22 protein-coding genes are annotated in these 25,352 nt (G+C 36.0%); 17 read left to right on the top strand and 5 right to left on the bottom strand.

From position 1 onward, the window contains the following. Positions 1-109: 109 nt before the first annotated feature. Positions 110-1,612 carry a tRNA (adenosine(37)-N6)-threonylcarbamoyltransferase complex transferase subunit TsaD gene (gene tsaD / locus C6H17_RS06235; RefSeq protein WP_005217438.1) on the bottom strand — a complete coding sequence of 501 codons (1,503 nt, stop codon included), beginning with the start codon at positions 1,610-1,612 and terminating at the stop codon, positions 110-112. A 78-nt stretch (positions 1,613-1,690) separates the two neighbouring features. Here tsaD and C6H17_RS06230 point away from each other — a divergent pair, with 78 nt between their 5' ends. Beyond that, the gene (locus C6H17_RS06230; protein ID WP_005217440.1) at positions 1,691-2,854 is read left to right on the top strand and encodes an agmatine deiminase family protein; all 1,164 of its coding nucleotides are present in this window, start codon (positions 1,691-1,693) and stop codon (positions 2,852-2,854) included. Between the two features lie 173 nt (positions 2,855-3,027). On the opposite strand, the gene C6H17_RS06225 is transcribed toward C6H17_RS06230, so the two are convergent. Continuing rightward, positions 3,028-3,444, bottom strand: a complete 417-nt coding sequence (locus C6H17_RS06225; protein ID WP_005217445.1) for a hypothetical protein — start codon at positions 3,442-3,444, stop codon at positions 3,028-3,030. Positions 3,445-3,477: 33 nt separating this feature from the next. Continuing rightward, positions 3,478-5,634: a flagellar hook protein FlgE gene (flgE, locus tag C6H17_RS06220; RefSeq protein ID WP_004084551.1), complete on the bottom strand. Its 2,157-nt coding sequence runs from the start codon at positions 5,632-5,634 to the stop codon at positions 3,478-3,480. 388 nt (positions 5,635-6,022) lie between these two features. On the opposite strand from flgE, the gene C6H17_RS06215 reads away from it, so the two are divergent. The 3 genes from C6H17_RS06215 (at position 6,023) to bioB (ending at position 9,679) form a co-directional block, all read left to right on the top strand. Next, the gene (locus tag C6H17_RS06215) at positions 6,023-6,334 is read left to right on the top strand and encodes a hypothetical protein (protein ID WP_005217448.1); all 312 of its coding nucleotides are present in this window, start codon (positions 6,023-6,025) and stop codon (positions 6,332-6,334) included. Between the two features lie 12 nt (positions 6,335-6,346). After that, a complete protein-coding gene (gene priA, locus C6H17_RS06210) occupies positions 6,347-8,434 on the top strand; it encodes a replication restart helicase PriA (protein ID WP_005217449.1) in 2,088 nt (695 codons plus the stop codon). Between the two features lie 300 nt (positions 8,435-8,734). Continuing rightward, positions 8,735-9,679: a biotin synthase BioB gene (gene bioB, locus C6H17_RS06205; protein WP_005217450.1), complete on the top strand. Its 945-nt coding sequence runs from the start codon at positions 8,735-8,737 to the stop codon at positions 9,677-9,679. Between the two features lie 371 nt (positions 9,680-10,050). On the opposite strand, the gene gpmI is transcribed toward bioB, so the two are convergent. Both gpmI and C6H17_RS06195 read right to left on the bottom strand, forming a co-directional pair. Then, on the bottom strand, positions 10,051-11,580 hold the full coding sequence (gene gpmI, locus C6H17_RS06200) for a 2,3-bisphosphoglycerate-independent phosphoglycerate mutase (RefSeq protein ID WP_005217452.1): 1,530 nt from the start codon (positions 11,578-11,580) through the stop codon (positions 10,051-10,053). Between the two features lie 352 nt (positions 11,581-11,932). Then, entirely contained in the window at positions 11,933-12,667 is a 735-nt protein-coding gene (locus C6H17_RS06195) for a BspA family leucine-rich repeat surface protein (RefSeq protein ID WP_005217454.1), read from the bottom strand. Between the two features lie 250 nt (positions 12,668-12,917). On the opposite strand from C6H17_RS06195, the gene C6H17_RS06190 reads away from it, so the two are divergent. The 13 genes from C6H17_RS06190 (at position 12,918) to C6H17_RS06125 (ending at position 25,205) form a co-directional block, all read left to right on the top strand. After that, on the top strand, positions 12,918-13,739 hold the full coding sequence (locus tag C6H17_RS06190; protein ID WP_020995390.1) for a hypothetical protein: 822 nt from the start codon (positions 12,918-12,920) through the stop codon (positions 13,737-13,739). 66 nt (positions 13,740-13,805) lie between these two features. Continuing rightward, on the top strand, positions 13,806-14,360 hold the full coding sequence (gene grpE, locus C6H17_RS06185) for a nucleotide exchange factor GrpE (RefSeq protein WP_004084537.1): 555 nt from the start codon (positions 13,806-13,808) through the stop codon (positions 14,358-14,360). 20 nt (positions 14,361-14,380) lie between these two features. Next, complete coding sequence (gene dnaK / locus C6H17_RS06180; RefSeq protein ID WP_005217458.1) at positions 14,381-16,285, top strand: molecular chaperone DnaK; 1,905 nt, start codon at positions 14,381-14,383, stop codon at positions 16,283-16,285. A 265-nt stretch (positions 16,286-16,550) separates the two neighbouring features. Further along, on the top strand, positions 16,551-17,303 hold the full coding sequence (locus tag C6H17_RS06175; protein WP_005217466.1) for an ABC transporter ATP-binding protein: 753 nt from the start codon (positions 16,551-16,553) through the stop codon (positions 17,301-17,303). 8 nt (positions 17,304-17,311) lie between these two features. Beyond that, the gene (locus C6H17_RS06170; RefSeq protein ID WP_005217467.1) at positions 17,312-18,049 is read left to right on the top strand and encodes a hypothetical protein; all 738 of its coding nucleotides are present in this window, start codon (positions 17,312-17,314) and stop codon (positions 18,047-18,049) included. 383 nt (positions 18,050-18,432) lie between these two features. Further along, a complete protein-coding gene (locus tag C6H17_RS06165) occupies positions 18,433-18,747 on the top strand; it encodes a hypothetical protein (protein ID WP_004084531.1) in 315 nt (104 codons plus the stop codon). 26 nt (positions 18,748-18,773) lie between these two features. Continuing rightward, positions 18,774-19,496 carry an RNA polymerase sigma factor FliA gene (locus C6H17_RS06160; RefSeq protein ID WP_004084530.1) on the top strand — a complete coding sequence of 241 codons (723 nt, stop codon included), beginning with the start codon at positions 18,774-18,776 and terminating at the stop codon, positions 19,494-19,496. After that, entirely contained in the window at positions 19,489-20,559 is a 1,071-nt protein-coding gene (gene fliM, locus C6H17_RS06155; RefSeq protein ID WP_004084529.1) for a flagellar motor switch protein FliM, read from the top strand. Before C6H17_RS06160 ends, fliM begins: the two co-directional genes overlap by 8 nt. Beyond that, entirely contained in the window at positions 20,552-21,388 is an 837-nt protein-coding gene (fliY, locus tag C6H17_RS06150; protein ID WP_020995391.1) for a flagellar motor switch protein FliY, read from the top strand. Before fliM ends, fliY begins: the two co-directional genes overlap by 8 nt. A gap of 581 nt (positions 21,389-21,969) precedes the next feature. Beyond that, entirely contained in the window at positions 21,970-23,226 is a 1,257-nt protein-coding gene (locus C6H17_RS06140; RefSeq protein WP_104731377.1) for a DUF2972 domain-containing protein, read from the top strand. A 545-nt stretch (positions 23,227-23,771) separates the two neighbouring features. Beyond that, complete coding sequence (locus tag C6H17_RS06135; protein ID WP_020995392.1) at positions 23,772-24,365, top strand: TetR/AcrR family transcriptional regulator; 594 nt, start codon at positions 23,772-23,774, stop codon at positions 24,363-24,365. Between the two features lie 13 nt (positions 24,366-24,378). After that, entirely contained in the window at positions 24,379-24,888 is a 510-nt protein-coding gene (locus tag C6H17_RS06130; RefSeq protein ID WP_005217482.1) for a DMT family transporter, read from the top strand. Continuing rightward, entirely contained in the window at positions 24,888-25,205 is a 318-nt protein-coding gene (locus tag C6H17_RS06125; protein ID WP_005217483.1) for a DMT family transporter, read from the top strand. Before C6H17_RS06130 ends, C6H17_RS06125 begins: the two co-directional genes overlap by 1 nt. The last annotated feature ends 147 nt before the right edge of the window (positions 25,206-25,352 follow it).

Raw genomic sequence — 25,352 nt, 5'->3', positions numbered from 1 at the left:
TATAGACAATATGGTTGGGAGACTAGCGGTAGCAATGGCAGCAGTTATACCGGCAATGCATTGGTTGGCAATATGTATAACTACATTGCCGAAGGCAGAAGATATTGGTTTAGTGTGAATATGGATTTTTAGATTCTCTGTTTGGGTCTGTATCTATTTCTGTATTGCGGGGGGATACTTGTAAGGATAGGGGGTTGTAGATTCTAGAATCTAGATTCTGTAGTGTTTTGTTTGTGTTATGTATGGAATCTTTATTTTGAATAGATTCTGCAATATTGTCATTTTTGCAAGTGTGGGCAAGAGCTTTGCTCGTGCGAGTGCGTAAGCACGAAATGTCTTTGCTAGATTCTATACTGGATACTTCGCCTAAAGGCTTAGTATGACAAGCTGTTTTAGATTTTATGCTTTTAGATATTTTGCTACGCTCAATACGACAAGCTATCTTGTTAGAATCTAAAGATTGTTTTAAATCTAAATGCGTTGCGTGATTTAAGTTATAATCTTTAGAATCTAGATTCCAAGAATTGCACCCTAAACCCTGCACCCGCCCATTTGGGGGAGAATCTAGATTCCATATCGCTTCATTTATGCTGCTTTTAGATTCTATGTCTATCATATTTTCATGTCGTATTTTAGCGATAGCAGCTCTGCCTATCATTGCGGCATTATCACTACAATATTTTAACTCACTCATTAATAGCTTGTTATCAAATTGTGCGGCTAGGGATTGTGCCTTCTCTCTTAGCATAGAGTTTGCGCTAGCCCCACCTACGATAGCAAAGTGCTTGATATGGCTATTTTGCTTCATATAGGACCTGCATTTTTGGATAAGGTGCGTTGTCGCACTCTCTTGTAGTCCTAAGGCTAATGCCTTTGCTTGTGTGCTATTTTTTATATCCTGTGTTTTAGAATCTTGTATAAGGGTTTTTAACTCCATTTTTTCAAGCTGCAATCTAAACGCATTTTTTAACCCCGAGAAACTAAAGCTTTGTATATTTTGATTTACAAGCGGTATGGGTAAGGCTATGGGGGCAATATTTTCTTTTAATGCCATTTGTGCCATAGAATCTATAATCATACCACCCGGATAGCCAAGCCCTAGCATTTTGGCTGCTTTGTCATAGCATTCCCCAAAGCTATCATCAAGTGTATTTGCAATCACTCGCATATCATTGTAGCTATAACATTCAAGTAGCATTGTATGCCCACCTGATACAAGCAAAACGCAAAGTGGCAAAATCGCTTCAGATTCTATAAAAAGCGAGTATATATGCCCTTTTAAATGATTTATGCCAAGTAGAGGGATATTTAGAGATAGGGCTAAAGCCTTTGCCATCATTACCCCCTCTAAGAGTGAGGTAGATAAGCCCGGCTCGTTTGTTACTGCGATATGGGTTATGTCCTTTAGTGAAAAATTTTGCTTAAAATTTTCTAATAGCTGGACTAAATCCCTTGCAAAAAGCCTTGAGGCAAGCTCTGGCACAACACCGCCATAATGACTATGCGAGGCTTCTTGCGAAATCTTTTCATGCCATAAAAGCTTTGTATTAGTGCCATCTGTGTATGCTAATGCACTATCATCGCAACTTGATTCAATACTTAAAATCCGCATATTTTCTCTTTAAGTGTTATGTTTTAATGTATAATTGTATCAAAGAAGTAAGTATTTGTAAGTCTTAGGAGGTAGAACATGTTTGCAGAATGGGAAGAGCAAAAAGGGATCGTGCTTATTTATCCGCATGTATTTTGTGATTTTAATGCGAATCTAGAGGAAGTGCAAGAATGTTATGAGAGCTTGATTACAGAGATTCTAAAGGTTGAGCCTTTATTTCTCATCGTGCATCCAAAGGATAATGGTGCTAAGACGAGATTGCAAGATTTTCTATCCACACTTGAGACAAAGGCATATCCATGCAAGATTATCGAGCTAGAGAGCAATGACTTGTGGGCTAGAGATAGCATTGCCATTTCTGTGAAAAAGCAACACTCACAAGTTTTAGCACAAATCACAAATGCTATGCTAGGTAGTAAAACCAAAACCAATAAACTTGGAATCCTAGATAAAATCATCAACAAAGAAACAGAAGAAGAGCATATCTATGCAAACTTTGGATTCAATGGCTGGGGGCTAAAATACCCTGCAAATCTTGATAATAAACTAAATGCTAAACTGCATGAAATGGGGCTTTTTGAGAATATGCAGACCTATGGCATGATACTTGAGGGCGGAAGTATTGACTATAATGGCAATGGACTTTTGCTTACAAACACGCAATGCCTACTTGAAGCAAATCGCAATCCGCATTTAAGCAAAGAAGAGATTGAAGAAAATCTTAAAAGCACATTGCAAGTAGAAAAGATTCTATGGCTTAATCATGGATTTTTGCTTGGTGATGATACAGATAGCCATATCGATACACTTGCTAGATTTATCAATGAAAACACCATTGCCTACATTAAATGCGATGATTTAAATAACCCGCATTTTAGTGCGTTAAATGCTATGGAACATGAGCTAGAATCTCTTGCAAAGACACATAATCTAAACCTTGTGCCACTTCCATTTTGTGATTATGTAGCAACACAAGATGAAGATTCTATAAATAATAATTCGCTTGTAAATAATCTATCTAATGATAATTTACCTACTAACAACCTGCCCGCAAGCTATGTCAATTTCTTATTCTTAAATCAAAAAGTTTTACTCATGCCAACTTATAATAAACCAACAGACCTTACCGCACTACAAACACTAAAGAAAGCCCTACCAGACTATAATGTCATAGGCATAAACTGCGAAGTATTGATACAACAACACGGAAGTTTGCATTGTGTTAGCATGCAGATACATTAGTTGGGGTTAGATCCTATTCGCTTGGGCGATACTGGATTTTGATGCGTAGAATTTGTGAATGTATAGTTTCTAAGCAAAGAAAGTCATCGTAAATTCGTGCGAGAGTAATCGCGTTAAATGATAACACCCAAACTCATAAAACAAGTTATAAGTTAAAAGTCTTAAATAAAAGCTTAAGCTCCAACAGACTTCCACTCAAGTGGAAACACAAGACATACATCTTTAGAGATATTATCAGAATCTATTATTGCAGGGAAGTCTTCACTCGCTCGACTGAAAGTCTTTGCAACCTCTTGTTGCACTATCTCATCACTCAAGTCGCCTGTTTTTTGTAAAATTTCAATACTGCTAAGTTCTACTTCCTTGCCGCTTAGACATACCTTTGCTAATGCTTTTGCACCATAGCCATTTATAACCCATTCTTGTGGATAACGCATCGCATTTTTCATAATGTAGTGATACAAAGCATAGTTTTGCACACTCTCATTTTCCTTTGCGTGTCGCTCCATGCTATAAGGGAATTTATCCCATTTCTTTTCACCAATCTTTTTTGCCGCGTTATCAGCAAGCATTGCTAAAACAATATCCATGTGTTACCTCCTTTCAACCGCTTAAAATATTCCTTATTGCTTTAAGCTTAAAAGTGTGTTTAGAATCTGATCTGATGTCGTAATAGCTTTTGAGTTTGCTTGGAAGCCTCTTTGCACGACAATTAGTTGTGTTAACGCTCTACTCAAATCCACATTACTCATCTCAAGCTTCGACCCACTCACACCGCCTCTTCGTCCTGTGTTTGCTGCACCTATGATTGGCTCACCGCTATTGCCTGTTTCAGAGAAGATATTGTTTCCTTCTGCTTGCAAACCTGCACTATTTGCAAAGTTTGCTAAACCTACTTGTGCTAATGCTAGAGTTTTACCATTGCTAAATGCACCAAGCAAAGCACCATTTGCATCAAATCGCACATCCATCAAGTCCCCAGCGTTATAGCCATTTTGTGCTATGTTATAAGTTTCTGAACGCTTATCTACGCTTGTTAAGCCATCAAAAGTTTGATTTTTACCAAAGTTTAGCTCAATTCTCTGTGGAGATTCTGCACCATTTTTTGGATCAAACTGCAACATAGGGGGATTCATACCTGCTAAGCTACCATCATTATTAAATGATACTCTGCCGCCCTCAAACATATTTGGATTATCCGCACTGCCACCTATAAATTGTGCTGGTTCTGGCACGATAGCTCTAAATGTCCATTCCTTACCACCACTTTTTATAAACTCAAATCGTATAGTATGCTTTGTGCCTAAAGTGTCAAATAAATCAACACTTGTAGCATGTCTTGCATGTGTGAATTTACCACTTGCTACACTTGAGCCACCCTCAATAAGTGAAGCTGTATTTAACGCACGCATTGCATCACGCAATAATATATTGCTTGATACTTGCCCTGAGCTATATGCACTTGCCATAATCTGCAAGTTATCTGTTACACCATCATCATTATCTTTGTTTGAAATCTCAAACATACCAAAGCGATTAAGCGTAACGCTTACACTTGCTGTGCTATCTTTATATTCTTTACCCGGGCTTTTTATCATATTTGCATCGTATTGCATTAATGCGCGTAAATCTTCTGTTGTTTTAAACTGCCCTGTTGTAGAATCTGGGTCATTTGACTTTGTATAGCGATAGCGGAATGCTGTAATATCTTTATCACCTTCTACAAAGTTTGCAAATGCACCTGTCCCACTTTTTGTAACGATAATGTTTTTTGTATTCTCATCGCCATCCATTTCATTGCGGTTTTCAAGTCGTAATTGCCCATTATCTACATAAGCCTCAATGCCTGTTTTATCTCTCACTGCATTAATCGCTGATACTGCTGCTGCAAGTGTGCTTGTGCCAGATAATCCAGAATCATTTGTAAAGCTTACTTTTTGTCCGTTAAGATACAATACGCTTGGCTCTTTTGTAGTAACTACATTATTCACAAGGCGTGAAGTCTTATAACTCATCCAAAAGCCTTGATTCTCATTCAATGCAAAAGAATCACCATCAGCATTAAATAACGCACCAAAATCTTCTGCCATTTGAGTAAGATTCCCTTTAGAATCATACTTTGGACTAATGCCATCAGCTGCTGTATAAGTTGTAGAATCTAGAGCAGAGACATTTACCACATCATCTACATGTCTTCCTGCACTAAGGTTTGCTCTAAGCGTTACCTTGCTTGTAGGGCGTGCAGGCATAACCATACCGGGATCAATTTGAATGCTTTCAAGTGGTCCTGTATTATCTACCTTGAAAAATTCATTATCAGTCATTGTAGAGCCAGAGCCTTGATCGATTGGCGGTCTATTCCAACCTTGCACTACATAACCACCATTTGTTACGAGATTCCCTTTTGCATCAAACAAAAACTCACCATCTCTGGTATAGTTTTTTGTCTCACCCCTATCTCTACTAATGATGAAAAAGCCATCTCCCTCAATAGCTAAATCAGTCTTTACATCTGTATTTTGTGTGTTACCTTGTGAGAAAACCTTTGTTGTCGCATTGATACCAACACCCATACCAACTGAAAAGTCGTTTTGCCCTCCAAGTCCATTTTTATAGGGCGAAGTAGCAATTTGTTTTACTTGAGAAAGCATATCTACAAAAGATGCACGAGAGTATTTAAAGCCAACGGTATTCACATTGGCAATGTTATTACTCTCTACATCTAATGCAACTTGGTGAGCTTGAAGCCCACTCACACCTGACCATAATGAGCGTAGCATAGAAATCCTTTACAATAATTGAAATTTTGATATGTGAAGCAAATAGAGTTCCAATTGGTCTGTTAGGTGTAAATATTCACATATAATATGAGAATTCTTGGAGATGAAAAATAAAAATACAAGAATAAACAAATCTAAGGGTTGTTAGCAATGTTAAAATGCCACACTTATACAAGTAAGAAACCTTAAAAACTTATACGATGTGTTATAACAGACGAATACAGCAAGAGCAAAATATATAATTAAGTTTATTTTAAGTTTAAATGAATTATAATGCGAAACGATGTTGAAAAAATGCCACATTCTATATCATGAAGTCCCATAAATACGCAATTTCATAGATTTTGGTTTAGCACAAAGCACAGATTTTATAAACAGAGATTCTAACATGCAATCTATACCACAAACTAGCAACGCATTAAACACTGATACTAAAGATTCCATAAACAGCAATAACACACAAAAAGATTTACAAGATACAACCGCAATCCCAACACATCTTACAATACAAGTTGAAAGTCGTAAATTTTGCCTAAGTTTAGAAAAGCTAGATTCTATCTGTCGTCAAAAGATTGTAAGCATATTCGCACAAAAGCAATACACGCTAGAAGAGCTATTAACACTTTTTGTAACAACTCTTAGAGATCAAAGTGCCGCAGAACAAGAGCTTATGCGTATCGTGCAAGCTTTAGAATCTTAGTTTCATTGTATTATGTGCTTTATTGTCGTTGCAATTATTAATAGGAATCTTGCACCACTTACTTATTATACGCATGATGAGGTTGTGCTATATGATATTATGCAGGTAAGCGTACGCAATAAAATGGAGCTAGGCATAATCGTGCAGATAGTATCAAATCAAAACTTTGAGTTTGAGATACTTGAAGCTAAAAAATCACATTTTAGTTATACACAAACACAACGCATTTTATTGCCCTTTATGAGTGCTTATTATATGCAAAGCATAGGCATCACTGCACAAGTTTTTACGCCAAAGGATATGAGATTAGAATCTAACATTCACTCAAGTGGGCTGCCAAATTTTAAGCTGCAAAAAAACGAGGATTTAGAATCTAATCATCATATTAAATGTAAGCAAACATTTGATATGGAATCTAAATATGACAAGAATCTAGATTCTAAAAATTACGCCCTAAGCCCCGTATCTCACCCAGATTTGACAGAGAATATAGAATCTAATCTCCCACAAACAGAAATCCTATGCAATCTAAAAACCCTATCAAGCAATCAGCAAGAAATCTTTACAGAATGTAGCAAAAGGTCCCTAAGCCTTATTTTTGGCACAACAGGTAGCGGTAAAACTGAGATTTATTTCCATGCTATTGCTAAAACTCTCAAAGAGGGCAAACAAGCCTTACTACTCATGCCAGAAATCTCACTCACACCGCAAATGCAAGAGCGATTAAATACCGCTTTTCCAAACCTAGCTGACACATGGCATAGCAAACGCACAGCTACACAGAAGCAAAAGATACTACAATCCCTGCAAAATGGGAAGCTAAAAATCATTGCAGGGGCAAGAAGTGCCTTATTTTTACCATTTGAGAATCTAGGCTTAATCATTGTCGATGAAGAGCATGATGACTCATATAAATCACAGAGTAACCCAAAATATCATGCAAGAGATCTAGCCATTTTCCTAAGCACAAAGGGCATTCAAGTGATATTAGGCAGTGCCACGCCAAGCCCTAAAAGCTATTATTTAGCTAAAAAGCATAACTATTTATTGCATTTGCAAAATAAATTTCATAATAGCACACAAACACTGCATTATGATGAAAGTGAGCAAATTGGCATAAGTTTGCATATACTTCATGCTATCACTAGCACACTTGAAAGGGGAGAGCAAGTCATTATCTTTTTGCCAACACGGGCGAATTTTAAGATTCTATTATGCAGGACTTGCAAGCAAAAGATTCTATGTCCAAATTGCAGTATTACGCTTAGTTTGCATAGTAAAAAGAATGCGCTTGTGTGTCATTATTGCAACTTCACAAGTCAAATCCCCCGAGTTTGTAATACATGCGGTAGCGATATGCTAAGTGGTGTGCGTATGGGGACAGAAGAGTTTAAAAAAGAGTTAGAAACCGCCCTTTTATCTCATAATCTCACGCCAAATATTGCCATCTTTGATAGAGATAATGTTAGCACACAAAAAAAACTCACAGCCCTACTACATGACTTTGGAGAGCAAAAAATCGATATTCTAATTGGCACACAGATGATAGCAAAAGGGCATGATTATCCCAATGTTACTTTAAGTGTGATTATTGGCATGGATTATATGCTGCAGATTCCAGATTATAGGGCGCATGAGACAAGTTTTTCACTTCTGTATCAAGTCGCAGGGAGAAGTGGGAGAAAAAAGCATGGAAATATTTTAGTGCAAACAAAAGATTTTGGGCTTATAAATAATCTATGGGGCGATTATACAAAAGTATTGCATTATATATTACATGAGAGAAACCCATTGTATCCGCCTTTTTGCCGCCTTGCCCTGCTTCGCTTTGGACATAGCAGTGAGAAAAAAGCACATAATCTTGCAAAAGAATTTGCTTCTATCTTACATAAGATTCAGTGTGAAAATGACTATGCTTTTGAGATTGTAGGTGTAAGTGAGGCAAGTATCTTTAAAATAAAAAAGAAATATTATTATCAAATCCTTCTTCGCGCATATAATAATCTCACATTACAAAAAGCTCTGCAACATGCACTAAAATATGCTACAAAAGATATAAAAAATTGTGTTGATATTGATATAGACCCGCTTAGTTTTTGATGTAGAATACGAAGTTTATGGGGCTTGGTGTTTATTTTACTATTATATTTGAACCATATTGATGGCAAAAATAAAATGGTTAGCACGAAAACATGGTTTTATAATCATCATCTCATGTTGCACAAACTTTCACACAATTCAATCATATTCAAATTATCATTTGTCGTAGTTAAGTGAAAGCCCCTGACTCAAACTATCAAGGCATATAAATATTTACATGTAGTGTTGATAAAAATTGCATTATTAACTTAAATAAAAGATAATAAACACTTTTATATTATATAAACATGGAGATCGACAATGACTTACGAAGAAGCACATAAAATTTTTGAATTGCCATTTATGGAATTACTCTATAAAGCACACACTCTGCATAGAGAGAACTTCAATCCAAACTCACTGCAAACAAGCACACTTTTAAGCGTAAAAACGGGTGCTTGCACGGAAAACTGCTCATATTGTGCGCAATCAGCCCATTACAACACAGGCACAAAAAAAGAAAATATGCTAGATAAAGAACAGATTCTAAAATACGCAAAGGCTGCAAAAGAGAAAGGAAGCTCTCGTTTTTGCATGGGGGCATCTGGCAGAAGCCCTAGCGATAAAGACCTTGAGGTGCTTTGCGAGGTGATAGGCGAGGTGAAAGATTTAGGTATGGAGACATGCGTAACTTTGGGTTTATTGAATGAGAATCAAGCGCAAAAGCTAAAAGATTCTGGACTAGACTTCTATAATCACAACATTGATACTTCAAAGGAATATTATAGCAATGTCATTACTACGCGGACTTTTGAGGATAGACTAAATACCATCAAAAATGTGCGTGATGCAGGGCTTAAAATCTGTGTCGGCGGGATTTTAGGTTTAGGTGAAAGCAATGAAGATAGAATCAATATGTTAGTTTTACTTGCAAATCTCCCCACGCCACCAGAATCTATACCGATTAATCAGCTTGTAAGGATTCCGGGCACACCGCTAGAAAATGGCGAAACGCTTGATTGCTTTGACTTTGTAAGGATTATCGCCCTAGCGCGCATTCTTATGCCAAAATCCTATATTCGTTTATCAGCGGGTAGAGCGCAAATGGATGATTCTTTGCAGGCTTTATGCTTTTTTGCAGGGGCTAATTCAGTCTTTTATGGTGATAGATTGCTTACTACCGAGAATGCCGCACCAACTAGAGATGATATGCTATTTGCAAGGCTTAATCTTTCGAAAGAAGTTTTTGTTGAGGCAAAGGCGTAGAATTTAGCAAAGCAACTTATGTTTAAGTGAGAAGTAAGCAAACCTATTTCCAGTACAGTCTAATACATTGACAATTCTCATCTTAGGTTATCGTAAAGATTCTTACTTTAGTGGCTACATATCCCCGTAAGCATTTTGCCCAAACTTGCAAAAATGAAATGCTGTTTATCTTACCAGTATTTCTAAGAGTTGCGATACTCTCTGTCTCATAGGCTTTTAATGCTTTATATCTTTGGTATCTTTTACTTTTTGTATTAATTTCTTATAATTTTTAATGCATTCATCGCTTGCAAATTTATTGTATCCCATTGCTAAATCTTTGCATATAGTCTTTTTGTATTGTAACATACAAAATCTTACACAACAAACACTTAAAACAACGGCATATCCATCTCGCTTGGGATAGGTATCTCCATAAGCTTTAAGATACTTGGGGCGATATTGCTTAATGCTCCATTTTGTATAGAATCTACGCCATTAGAATCTACAAAGCAAAAGACATCGCCTAGCGTGTGATTTGTTAGCGGTTTGAGATTGGCATCTTTCATTTCTTCGCAATTGCCATGGTCGCTTGTCATTACTATGCTATATCCTTTTTGCTTGGCAAGATTCCATATCTTTGCGATTTCGCTATCGACCGCTTCAACAGCTTTTATCGCTGCCTCAAAATTGCCTGTATGTCCCACCATATCGCCATTAGCAAAATTTACTACAATAAAATCATAGCCTTTATTGACAAAATCACACACACCATCGCCAACTTCCTTAGCACTCATCTCTGGCTGTAAATCATAGGTTTTCACCTTTGGCGATGCTACTAAAAGCCTTGTTTCACCCGCCCATTCTTCTTCCCTGCCACCATTGAAAAAGAATGTTACATGTGCGTATTTCTCTGTCTCTGCAACATGGGCTTGTTTTAGCCCCCTTTTACTTAGAATCTCAGCAATGGTATTTTGCACCTTATCTTTTGGAAAAAGTATAGGAAAAGGGAAACTCTCATCATACTCACACATACAGCCTATAAAAAGATTGGGGAAAAACTTTCTAGGAAATTCACTAAAATCCCTTAGCCCCAAACTCGCAATAATCTCTCTAGCCCTATCACTGCGATAATTTACAAAGATAAAGCCCTCTGTGTTAGAATCTAGATTAGTTTCATTGATAAAATTCTGCGTATTATCACTATTATACGCCTTAAAACCCTTATAGCCATTAAAGCTAGCAGGTTTTATAAACTCATCAAATACGCCCTCATCATAATGCTTTTGTATATAAGATTCTATACTGCAAGTCTGCGGATTATCCCCATAGGCAAGGACTTCAAAGGCACATCGCACCCTATCCCATCGTTTATCTCTATCCATCGCATAGAATCTCCCGCAAACACTAGCTATCTGTATGCTATTACACAGAATCTCTTGCAAAGATTCTAAATAGGAAAGAAAGCTTTGAGGCTTTACATCTCTGCCATCTGTGATTAAATGCAATAAAACTCTTTTTTGTCGCTCTTTTGCTAAGAGGGCTAAACCCTTTAAATGATTAAGGTGTGAATGCACCCCGCCATCACTTGCTAATACGCATAAATGCAAGGTTTGTATAGAATCTAGTATGCTATTTAATGCCTTATTAGATTCTATGCTTTTATCTTGCAAGGCATTATTGATTTTTACCAAATCTTGATAAAGGATACGCCCACTGCCTAAGCTCATGTGTCCTACCTCAGAGTTTCCTATCTGCCCTTCTGGTAGCCCTACACTTAAGCCATAAGTGCTAATAAGTGAATGCGGGACATGTTTAAATAAATAATCATAATGTGGCTTTTTCGCATGAAAAAAGGCGTTATACTCTGTCTTTTCACTATGCCCAATGCCATCTGTAATGATAAGGACTACTTTTTTCATTCTTTTTCCTTTTTGTGAAGCTAGATTCTCAAACAATAAAGTAAGATTATAACAAAAAATATAATATCTATAAGCCCTATTTGGATTATTTACTTTCTATATCTGCGTAAAACACTTTCGCAACACTCAAAAATCTTGACATATTGAGCATTACGAAAAGGCGAAATATCTTTTAATGATTCCATATTAGATGTTTCAGCACACGCCTCAACATGACAAGGATTAGAATCTAGTTTCTATAAAGTTTGCACCCTTACACCCTGCACCCACCCATTTGGATTAGAATCTAGATTTCAAACTATTGGGTTGTCATTTTGAGCGTAGCGAAAAATCTAGCATAGATTCCTAAAAACTATCTATATTCTTCTTTTTTCATAGAATCTATTTCTTGCTCTTTTTGAAACTCTTTTTTATACCACACAGGGATTTGCTGCATACCAGAGCGATATAGCATTTTTGTTTTATTTTTTACCTTGCTGATATTCCACATGCTTATATCTTGATTAAAGGACTTTGCATTATGAAACATATCACGCATGGTTAGCACCTTTTGCGTGTCCCATTTGTCTAGCGGCTGATTAAAACTACTTGCCCCAGCAAACATACTTCCCATGCCCTCCACATTGCTGACATTCCATGAGTTTAGCGGCTGATTAAACGCCTTTGCATTGAAAAACACGCCAAACATAAAACGCACTTTAGACACATTCCACTTGTCTAGCGGTTGATTAAAGCTACTTGCTTCATAAAACATGCCACTCATACTTACCGCATTACTCACATTCCAATCATTAATATTGTGATTAAAAAACTTCGCATGAGAGAACATATAGCTCATATCCACCACATTAGACACATTCCAAGATTCTATACCGCTAAAATCCTTGCGAGTCGTATTCTCAAAAAGTCTGCTCATATCTGTAATATTACTTGTATCAATCGCACTTAAAGGAATGCTTGGGTCTTTCAATAAACGAATAAGATATTCTTTTGTCTTTGGGGCATATATCTCTTGTGCCACTGCCAAATGACCACACATAAAACATAACAGATAAGCACACATTATAACCATAATATTTTTTCTCATATCACACCTTTAAATAATCTAAAACTACATTATAGCAGAAGCTTATGGTTTTCAAAAAAACACACAAATGGCTACATAGGATTCTATTATTTAGCATACTTATATAAAATTTCTAAGTATTATGAATAAATAAAGTTTATATTAATTGACTAAAGTTTTTAAAAATTTAGCAATTTTTTATATCAAGTGCTAATTATATTTACTTTTTATGCTATAATACCACTCAAATTTTTGCAAATAAAGGTTTTGTATGAGTATGAAGAGAGAATTACTCATAGGGATTATAGAAGAGTATATTAAAAGCAAAGAGCCAATTGGTTCAGAGTTTTTAAAATCAAAGCAAAATCTCTCTATCTCATCAGCCACTATTCGCAATTATTTTAAGGTCTTGGAAAAAGAAGGTGCATTATTCCAGCCACATATTAGTAGCGGTAGAATCCCGACAAATGCTACTTTATATGCGTATTGGAAAAATGTATTGCAATATGTATGTCAAAGTGATGTAGTGATAACTGCAGCAAAGTTGCAAAGCCTAAGCTCACATTATGGAATCTACTGCATTGTGATTCCAAAAAATGATAATCGCTTAGAATCTGTAATCAACACTCATGGCTATCTTATCTTACAATTTAGTCGTGGCGAGACATTGATACAATATTCTGAAGCATTAAGTCGTTTTTTAGAATCTTTTATGTTAGCAGATATACATGATATTTTAAAGGTTGCAAATGAAGTTGGTGCGGGTGAGTTGAAGCGGAAACTTATGGCGTTATTGCAGGTAGATTCTGAAGAGCATTGCTTTCAGTGTGGGAGTGAGTATATAAGCACTATCGCACAAAGCAATGCTACACAATATCTTAATGCGATACAAGGCAGGACGCTTTTATCATGTAGTAACGGAATCTACTTTGAGGGCATAGTATCAAACGGGCATTTAGCAATCATTCACGATGTGTTGTATATGAATGCAAAGACACAAAGCACATATCAAGCTAGAATGATGTGTATCGGCGATTTGCTATGTGATTATAAGAGTTTTTATGCAGAATTAGGATTTAGTAATTTTGCATAAAGATTCTTTAAGTTGTTTTTCATAATGAAAGTAGCTTAGAATCTTTAAAAAGAGAAAGGAGCATACATGGATAAAAATGAAGAAGTATCTAATGACTTAGAATCTACTCAAGCAGATGATGAAGCAGACACTTTAGAATCTACACAAGATTCCGAAGAGATCGCAAAGTTTGAGCAAGATGAGAGTTTATTAGAACAAAAGATAAAAGATTTACAAGATCAATATTTACGCACACACGCAGATTTTGAGAATGTAAAAAAGCGACTTGAAAAGGAAAAGGCACAAGCCCTTGAGTATGCAAACCAAAATATCTTAAAGGACTTGTTGCCTATAATTGACACGCTTGAAAAAGCTTTGGAATCTGCAAACGCATTGCCTAGCGGCGATAAGATTGCAGAGGGATTAAATCTTGTGCTTGGTAATTTTAGCAAAGTCTTAGGTAAGCATGGAGTAGAGGCTATCAATACAGAAGATGGCTTTGACCCAAACCTACATGAAGCTATCATGCAAGTAAAAGATGATGAAAAAGAAGATGGTGCAATAAAGCAAGTATTGCAAAAAGGCTATAAGTATAAAGAACGCACATTGCGACCAGCGATGGTAAGCATTGTAAAGAATTAACTTTGTTGAAAGGATAAAATATGAGTAAAGTTATAGGAATTGATTTAGGCACAACAAATTCGGCTATGGCAGTGTTTGAAGGAAATGAAGGTAAAATCATTGCAAACAAAGAAGGCAAAAATACAACCCCTTCAATCGTTGCATTTACGGATAAAGGCGAGATATTAGTTGGCGAACCAGCAAAAAGACAAGCCATCACAAACCCACAAAAAACCATTTATTCTATTAAAAGGATTATGGGACTTATGTTTGATGAAGATAAGGCAAAAGAGGCAGAAAAAAGACTGCCCTATAAAATCATTGATAGAAATGGGGCTTGTGCGGTAGAGATCGCTGATAAAATCTATACACCACAAGAAATTTCTGCAAAGATTCTAATGAAAATCAAAGAAGATGCAGAAAGCTATCTTGGCGAGAGCGTTACAGAAGCAGTCATAACCGTGCCAGCATATTTCAATGACGCACAAAGAAAAGCGACAAAAGAAGCAGGGACAATCGCGGGGCTAAATGTGTTAAGGATCATTAATGAGCCAACTTCTGCTGCCCTTGCCTATGGTTTAGACAAAAAAGATTCTGAAAAAATCATGGTATATGACCTAGGCGGTGGGACATTTGATGTTACCGTGCTTGAAACAGGCGATAATGTCGTAGAAGTTTTAGCAACAGGTGGTGATGCGTTTTTAGGTGGTGATGATTTTGATAATAAAATCATTGATTGGGTAAGCGAAGAGTTTAAAAATGATGAAGGCATTGATTTAAAAAGCGATGTTATGGCATTACAAAGGCTTAAAGATTCTGCAGAAAATGCGAAAAAAGAGCTAAGCAGTGCGACTGAAACAGAGATTAATCTCCCCTTTATTACGGCAGACGCAAGTGGTCCAAAGCATTTAGTTAAAAAGCTTACAAGAGCGAAATTTGAGACACTTATTAGCAGTCTTATTGATGATACGATTAAAAAGATAGATTCTGTTATCAAAGATGCGGGACTTGATAAAAGCGAGATTAGCGAAGTCGTCATGGTAGGTGGCTCTACAAGAATCCCAAAAGTGCAAGAAGAGGTAAAAAGATTTATCGGCAAAGAGCTGAATAAATCTGTGAATCCAGATGAGGTTGTAGCAGTCGGTGCGGCTATTCAAGGTGGTGTATTAAAAGGTGATGTAAAAGATGTGCTTTTACTTGATGTAACGCCTTTAAGTCTTGGTATCGAAACTCTAGGTGGTGTAATGTCAAAAATCATTGAGAAAGGCACAACAATCCCTGCGAAAAAATCACAAACTTTCTCTACTGCTGAAGATAATCAACCAGCAGTGTCTATACAGATTTTTCAAGGTGAAAGAGAGCTTGCAAGGGATAATAAAAAGCTTGGAAACTTTGATTTACAAGGCATTGCCCCAGCCCCAAGAGGTGTGCCACAAATTGAAGTAACACTTGATATTGACGCAAATGGTATCTTAACCGTTTCAGCTAAAGATAAAAACACAGGTAAATCACAAGAGATTAAAATCACAGGCTCAAGTGGTCTATCTGATGAAGAAATCGAAAAAATGGTAAAAGATGCAGAATTGCATAAAGAAGAAGATTCTAAACGCAAAGAAACGATAGAAGCAAGAAATCAAGGCGACAATCTCGTCTATCAAGTGGAAAAAAGCCTTGAAGAAATGCGTAAAGATGAGAATAAAGGCAAGGTTGATGAAAGCGTATTAGCTCAAGCTGAAAGCGTGAAAGACTCACTCAAAGAGATTCTAAAAAATGAAGCAGCAAGTAAGGCAGATATAGAATCTAAAATCAAAGAGTTAAACGAAGTCTTTGCAAAACTCGCAGCAGCTCAAAGCACAAACGCTGGAGCAAACCCAAATGCCAACACACAAGACACAAAGAAAAAAGATGATGATGTCATTGATGCCGAAGTTGTCGATGAGAAGTAAAATCTTTTGAGCCTATTAACCCCTTGAATCTAAGATTGATTTATTTAAATTGATCTTAGATTTTTAAAGCTAGTTGGTATATTCCTTTATTACACAAGGGTTAGGTTACTAGCTGATCTACAATAAAACTTTTTATAATCTCTCTCATTTATAACTTTATAATTTTAATTTAGCTTATAAAGCAGTCAATTTTACAATGTCATCAGATACTCAACAATACACAATGTTTTGTTATAATCTCTACTTTTTATTTAAGGACTACTTTTTGGAAACGATACTAAACCTACACAATGTCAGCAAACATTATGATGGAATAATAGCTCTTGATAATATTAGCTTTACGCTAAATAGTGGCGATATTTTCGGGCTTTTAGGGCGAAATGGCGGTGGTAAAACCACAATGATTAAAATCATTACTTCAATGCTTACAGATTTTACTGGCGACATTGAGTTTTTAGGACATAATCTAAGGGATAAAAAGAATCTCATCTTTTTTAAGCAGCATATTGCCTATTTGCCTGATAGAGATTTTTTATACTCACACATGAATGGCTTGCAAAGCATTGCATTTTTCAAGGATTTTTTCAGTGATTTTAATGATAAGAAGGCTTTAGAGATTTTTCAGCTATTAGATGTAGTGCCGACACAAAAAATTAGCACAATGTCAAAGGGACAAGCAGAAAAGTTAGCCCTATCACTCATGCTTGCAAGGGAGGCAAAACTCTATCTTTTTGATGAGCCTTTAGCTGGGGCTGATGTGATTAGCCGTGATGAGATTTTTAAGCTGATTGCTACATATTGTAAGAGTGGGGCGACTATCATTGCTACGCATTTAATCTCTAGTGTAGAAGCCATTCTCACTAAAGCCTTGTTTTTGAATAAAAAGGCTATGGCTTATGGTAGTAAGGAGGAGTTATTAATAGATTTTAATAGCCTTGAAGATAGCTTTAGATATTATGCGAGTGATAGCACTATAAAGCCTTTAAAACAACTTGAAAATACAGAATCTAAAGAGTAAGGAATATCATGCAAATAGCAAAAACCCCATTAAAAACGCATATCTCACACGCCCTAAAAATATGTAAGCATGAGTTTCTCATGTCTAGAATCTTGCTTATTATCGTATGTATTATCATGGCGATAAATCTGCTTATATTTATCAATAATGATCCGCATTCTGCTACATTTTTCATTTTGATAGGGATTCAATATTTTGCGTTTTTTATATGTAGCATCACCTATGTGCTAAGTGCGGCTATAAGCTTTTATCAAGGTGTCTTTGGGAAACACGCCTATTTAACACATGCTTTGCCTGTGAGTATTGAGAGCATTATTGGCGCAAAGATTCTCATTTATTTCTTATGGTTTTTAGTGATTTTTGCAGCTTTCATATTTGCCCTTTATGCAGGCACAAGTGGCATATCATCGATACAAGAGCTTTTAGTATTTTTTAAAAAGACGCTAGATTTTATATGGAGACTTATTCCACTTTTTATACTATCTGTTTTACAAGAGATTGTGTTTATATTTATGGTGGTAGCCTTAGTCCATCGTAAAAAAACTTACACTTTATTTATTGGCATTTTGACTTATTTTGGAATCAAAGTGCTATTACTCATACTTTTTGGAATATTATCTAATTTAATGCCAGATAACATAGAAGAGAATACAATTTTATTATTACTCTATCTTTATAATATTGTATTGCTTTGCTTGTTTTACTTTATATGCCATAGAATCATTAAGTATAAATTAGCACTTTAATTTTTCGTGATAATAAGTCAGCGTTGTTTTTAGGTTTTATACATACATAAAGAAGTGATGCGAGAAGCCTAATCGTATAATCAAAAACTAGATTTTCAGTCTAAACTCGAATGGAGTGTGCTATTTTAGGATACAAGATAGAAACCTATATGTTAAATGTTTGCTTACAACCTTGTAAAAATAAATAACATGTGAATCGCCAATAAGATATAAAAAAACAACAAAATGCTAACTTTTTGGCTATCTTAAATAAGCTAGGAATCTTCATTTTTAAGATATAATACGCAATTTATGGAACAAATTATGCTTTAAATCAAGTGTGTTGTGGGTAGCTTCATTTATGTCTAGTTGCCTAAAGACGACAGAGATTCAAAGGATTGAGTATGTTGAAGCAAGAGAATTATTTGAGTTTTGCTATCGTAGTAGGGTTTTTTCTTGGATTAATGTTTGGTATCGCAAAGTTTGATGAACCAGAGCTTATGGTGCTTTGGACGATACTTGCTACAATGGGGATTTACCTTATTACGACGGTGTGTATATCGGCGTATTATTTGTTTATGGATTCTCATGGCACAAAACTTCATAAAGAGCGTTTAGAAGAAAGTCTTGAGCATTACCGCAAAGAGTTTGATAAGAAAGAGCAAGAGGCACAAAACATTCGCAACTTTATTAAAGGGTTGCAAGGTTCAGAGAGTTAAAGCTAAGATAATAAAAAGGATAAGGTATGCAACAAGCTTTCAGTGCGGCAGCAAGAGGTCAAGATGCGTATAATCAGTATTTAAAAAATACGCAAGATGAGCTTGCTTTGCAATACTTGCCTGCAGTTAAGGCTATGGCGTTTCGCTTGAAAGAGAGATTGCCAAGCTCTGTTGATATGAATGATTTAGTTTCTATTGGGACTGAAGAGCTTATCAAACTTGCTAGACGATATGATTCTAATAAGAATGATTCCTTTTGGGGTTATGCAAAGACGCGCGTTAATGGTGCAATGCTTGATTATTTGCGGACACTTGATATTGTTTCAAGGTCCTCAAGAAAGCTTATTAAAGCGATTGAGGCAGAAGTTTCACGCTATTTTAATGAGTTTGAGGAAGAGCCTAGTAATGAGTATCTTGCAAAGGTGCTAAATGAAGATATTGAGAAGATTCATCAAGCAAGACTTGCAAGCGATATTTATGCGGTTGTCCCGCTTGATGAGCAGTTTAACGCACTAGAAGATGGCGATATTTTGCAGTATTGTGAGCAAAAGGAATTAATGGAGATTATCCAAAAAGTCTTAGCAAAGCTGACAGAGCGAGAGCAGCTTATTATCCAGCTTTATTACTTAGAAGAGTTAAGTTTGAGTGAGATTAGTGAAGTTTTAGATATTACAGAATCTAGGATTTCACAGATATCAAAGGAAGTGATTAAAAAAATCCGCAGAGAGATAGGAGAAGCAAATGGCTAAGATTCTAAGTCAAGAAGAAATTGACTCCCTTTTAAATGTTGTCGATGAAGAAGGTGCGGTCGATGAGGCAGAGCAGTCAGAGATAGTTACTGAAAAGCAGATTGTAGTCTATGACTTTAGACGACCTAATCGTGTGAGTAGAGAGCAGCTAAGAAGTTTTAGATCTATCCATGATAAAATGGCAAGGAATCTTTCTAATCAGATTTCAGCGATTATGAGATCTATTGTTGAGATTCAGTTACATAGTGTGGATCAAATGACTTATGGTGAGTTTTTGATGAGTTTGCCTACACCTACAAGCTTCAATGTGTTTTCTATGAAGCCTATGGATGGTGCGGGAGTTTTAGAGATTAACCCTAGCATTGCTTTCCCTATGATTGATAGACTTTTAGGCGGTAGGGGCGATCAATATGATGATACAAGGGAGTTTTCAAATATTGAGCTAAACCTGCTTGATACAATCTTACGGCAAATCATGCAGAATTTAAAGGAATCATGGGCGGCAGTCGCAGAGATTTTCCCTAGCATTGATGCGAAGGAATCAAGCCCAAATGTCGTGCAAATCGTGGCACAAAACGAAGTTGTCGTTATGGTTGTTATGGAGATTGTAATCGGGCATAGTAGCGGTATGATGAATATCTGCTATCCTGTTATCTCACTTGAGACAATCCTTAGCCGTTTAGCAAGTCGCGATTTAATGATGAGTGAGACAAGCGGTAAAAAGTCAAGGAATAGAGAATTGCAAGCCTTAATCGGTGGTGCAGATGTGCATATTGCCGCTATGCTTGGTGGGACGCAGCTAAGCTTTAAAGAGATTTTGGAGCTAAAGGTTGGCGATGTAATCATGCTTGATAGAGTAGCCGATGATACCGTGCATGTTAGCATTGATGGCAGGGATAAATATCGTGCAAAGATTGGCTTACAAAGATTTAGAAAAACAATACAGATTCTAGATGAGATTAAAACAGAAAAAGATCAAGTCAAAGAAATGATTGAAATGCTTGAAGCACAAAGAAAGAGCAAGGTAACAGACCTACAAGATGAAGGATTTGGCAATGAATGATTTTATTGAACTCTTTATACAAGAAATGGTAGCCACTATCGATGGCATGATGGGTAGAACTGCAGTCGTTACACACACTGGAGATACAGAAGTAAGCGATAGTTTGCTTGGCACGCCATTTGGAAAAGTTGTGGTAAATGTATCGCTTGGGGCTTCACAAGTTAGCACACTTTGCTTTATCATGCCAGAGAATCTTGCCACTGCCCTGCCTGATTTAATGATGGGTGGAGAGGGCGATACTGGCAAAGATATGATGGATGATGATGATAAAGACGGCTTAAAAGAAGTGTTTCAATCTATCACAGGAGCACTTGCTACCGCACTTGGCGGACATGAGAAGCTGCCGCATTTCTCTTTTGCTATCGCCGATGTGAGTAATGTTGAGAGTGAAGGGAGTTTAAGTGATTTTGATACTGCAAGTCGCTTTGATGTGGGTATAGATTCTGTAAAATCAGAGCTTATCATGCTTACAAAAAATGATCTTTTAACACATGTCCCAAAAGATTTAAAAGCACCAGCTAGCACAGCTAGTGGAAATAAAGATGTGAGTTTGAGTGATAAAGAAATGCGAAATATCGGCATGTTGCTAGATATTGGACTGAGTGTAAAGGTTCGCATTGGGCAGAAAAGAATGCTTTTAAAAGATGTTATTTCAATGGATATTGGTAGCGTTGTGGAGCTTAATCAACTCGCAAGCGATCCGCTAGAAATCTTAGTCAATGATAAAATCATAGGAAAGGGCGAAGTCGTTGTCGTAGATGGTAACTTTGCTATACAAATCACAGAGATTGGCACAAAGAAAGAGAGATTAGAGAGTTTGAGAGGTTAATTGGCTTTTGTTCTTGGTCGTTTTATGTTGGTCTCAAAAACTACATGAAATCTTTTTAATGCTGTTAAAGAATTTGTCGTAATGGAATGGGTATATTGCCACATTTTGTTGGATTAATCTTCACTCTGAAAGAGGGATTTGTGCTATTGTATTAAGGATTTATATGGGATTTAAAGATTCTAAAAGTGTGAGAATATTGAAGGAGTATGGGATAAAGCCTTTCATGTCGCATTGTCTGCATAAAAGCATAAAATCACTCAATAGACGATCTATTTTTGTGTTGTTGCAATTCTATCCCAAAATAGTTTTGAATAAAAATCAGTTTAAAACTTTCAAGCTAGCTTATCAACATTTTGAAGAAAATTATAGAAATATCATTGCTATTAGTCCATCATTTTTTATAAAAAATCTTAAAAAACATATTGCTTGGTTAGAATCTGATATATTTAAAAACCAATATGGCGATGTTGAGAATCTAGAAAATATTAGCAAAAATACAATAGGTGCAACTTCGTTTTCTATACAAGAAGATTCTAAAATAAATACATTTACCCCCCCCCCCCCANNCCCCCCCCCCCCCATTGTGTCAAACTCAATGCAATGAAGAATCTAGCGGTTTAGAATCAAATGCTTCATCTACTCCAACATATAAAGATAGTTATCAATTTTATCCACCTTTATTACAACCAGAAAGCATAGACTATTCTACAATAGATTCTAAGATAGCATTAGAATTGCGTTTGCCACCCGCAGTGCCATATAAGTTTGTGTTTGTGCGTTATAGTTTATCAGGTAGTCTTGCGTTGCAAAGATTTTTTGAGCGATGTAATGTATATCCATGTGAATATATTGATTTCTTAAAAAGTAAAAGCGCTATACATAAAAACACTTATTTTGATATACAACATTTCCACACATACGAAGCCATGCAAGACAATAAAAAGCTGTATTGTTTGAAAACACAAGACACTATTATTTTACTTGCAAGAGATCCTATATCGCGACTAAAAACGCTTGTAAATCATGGTTGGTATGTCAAACATATACACAACTTAGATCATAGCTTTACTATGCAAGAAGACCCCTATGATGTTGTTAATAGAAAAGGATATCATAATGAGCATTATAAATTTACTTCCAATAGCCCTTTCGTTACAAATGGCTTGTTGTCGTTCTTCTTTTCTACATGGTCGTTTGATTATAGCTCTGTTGTATCTAAGTTGGCTTTACATCAAATCATAACCTATGTTGATATGCAGGAGATTATGCCAGAAAGGGCATTTGACACTATGACAAAACTTGCTAAACAATTTAACTTTACACTACCTAACGAAAAAGACAGAGAATTCTATCGTGCAATACGATTTGATAAAACATCGTATATCCTGCCTTTAGCGTGCATTATTCCTATAAATCATACACAAAAAATCGCATTACATATCACATCTTTATATGAGAAAAATAGTGATTTTTTGAGTGCAAATAATACTATATTTGACACACCCCACCCTTTGCTAGACCAAGTTGCTTTCAGTATGAGTGAAGATGATTTGAAAGCCTTGCAAGATGACAAAGAAACACTAGGTAAAGTGAAGGCATATATGGTGAGATTCCTAGATGAACTAAAAAAGCGTATAGATTATATACAAAGAAACAACAAGCATGAAAATGATGTGTTGGAGATATTTAGGGGCGATAGAGAATTGTGCAGAGAATTTAAAGCTATGCTTGATAAAGAACTCATTCATATAAAAGCACATAGACCAGATATTATTGCCTCGTGGAAATACTACCAAGAGTTTGAGAGAATATGTATAGAAGAACATGGGATTAATTAATATATTATTGTGTTTTACACATTTGGTATGGCTTATTTGCTGGTTGAAATTGTTTCGAGATTGCATGATAGATTCTAACCAATTTTTTAATTTATCTGTCTCTATCATAGAGAATCTAAAATGCCAGAAATAGCTGTGTGATAAATAGCAGAGCAGATATGTTGTTATGAAGTTTTTCTGTATTTCCTTAATCTATTACACAAAGAAAACTCATGAGACCTTTCGTTGCTTAGCAGTATGTCATAATTATTATTCGACTAAAACAAATAAAAAAGATTTTAAATCTTTCAATAAATTAGACCATAGGTTTATTTTTATTAAGGAAACTATGTTAGAATTTTTGACTAAATTATTAAGCATAATTAATTTATACCCAAGCAATGCACAAGCATTTAAAAAACACAAAAGCACCGATAAGATCTTATTGAATTTTATGAAAGTTTGTGAGAATAACAGATTATTTAACACAGGATTCTTTATGGGTTGGGATTTTGATTGTTAGAAAAGCAAGATAAAAGTATTCTAAATTACAACGGAAAACACAAATGATGACAAAAGATGATATTTTGCAAGTTGCCATTCCCATGCTGTATCAAAAGGGTATTTTGTGCTTTTCACTCAATGAGTTTTTGCAGGTTCATCATATTTCCAAAGGCTCGTTTTACCACTTTTTCAACGATAAAGATACGCTCGTGTATGAAGCTCTCTGCAAGGATAATCAAAACTACCGCTACAAAACAGAAAGAGAACTCTATACTCTAAAATCTCTAGAATCTAAAATGTGTAAAATCTTTGAAGTGTATTGTGTGGATAATGCGTATAATAGGCAGCTTTGCAAGTTTTATGAGGATATGTTTTTGTATGCCATCACATCTCAAAATACGCTTTTTATGCGTTATATACAAAATCTCAAAGAACACACGCACTACCTTATCTTACAAAGCATTGAAAGCACACAAATAAGCAAGGCAAAAAAGGGAAAAATGCGTGATTTAAGTGAGTTTTTATCACTCGGGATTGATGGCTTTTGGTTACTACAAAGCGTAATGGGTAAAACTTGGGAAGAAAAAAATGTTGAGGTAAAACATCTCATTCAGTCGCTATGTGTGTTTGTAAGGCAAAAAGATTCTAAAATATAAAAAAGGTGCAAAAATGATTCAAAAAATCATCATAAGCAAAAATCTAGCGTGGCTTTTAATCCTAATTGGTGGGATTTGTGAAGTGGCGTGGGTGAGTGGGCTAAAGTATGCCGACACACTACCGCTAAAAGCTTTGACCGGTGTTGGCATTGCCTGTTCTTTCACTTGTGCGGTGTTAGCGATGAAAAGGCTAGAGGTTAGCATTGTGTATAGTGTGTTTGTTGGCATTGGCACGGGTGGTGTGGTGGTGGCTGAAATTGTGCTATTTGGCGAGGAGGCATCACTCATAAAAATCGCTCTTATTTCAACGCTTATGCTTGGAGTGTTGGGGCTAAAATGTAGTGTCAAAGAGAGTAAAACCGCACAAGACATACACGACCATTTGCCTGAGGAGCTAGAATCTTTGTTTATAGAATCTAGCGATACGCAGGATTTTCAACACAATATTAAGCAAGATTCTAAAAATGGTTCAAAAAAAGCTGAATCTAGGGCTTCTAATACAGATTCCACAAAGGATAAATAATGCTACATTGGATTTTACTTTTTATTGCTGGGGTGTTTGAAATCGCTGGTGTATGGACGATGAAAAAGCTCATTGATACGAAAAATAAAATCTATATCTTATGTCTTGCGCTGATTTTTGCAGGGAGTTTTACCTGCCTATCTATTGCTATGCGAGAGATTTCTATGGGCGTGGCGTATGCGATTTGGACGGGCATTGGTGCGGCTGGTGGGGTGCTTGTGGGGATTGTGTTTTTTAAAGAGGATAAGTCATTTTTGAAGCTTTTTTGCGTATGTGTGATTATTGCTTCTAGCGTGGGATTAAAGGCGTTAGGTTAGATTCTTAAATGTTTGAAGTGTGCTGTAGAGAAGTTTAGATTCTATATATTAAAATATCAAGCCCTAATTTAAGCCTTTTATATGTTTTTCTTGGGAATCTCACAAACTTAGATTATATAAATATACCCATAAAAACACAATTTCATT

The sequence above is a fragment of the Helicobacter rappini genome (assembly GCF_900198625.1).
GTDB lineage: Bacteria > Campylobacterota > Campylobacteria > Campylobacterales > Helicobacteraceae > Helicobacter_A > Helicobacter_A rappini.
Note: the sequence above shows the minus strand (reverse complement) of the source record. Positions and strands in the feature narration are given on the sequence as shown.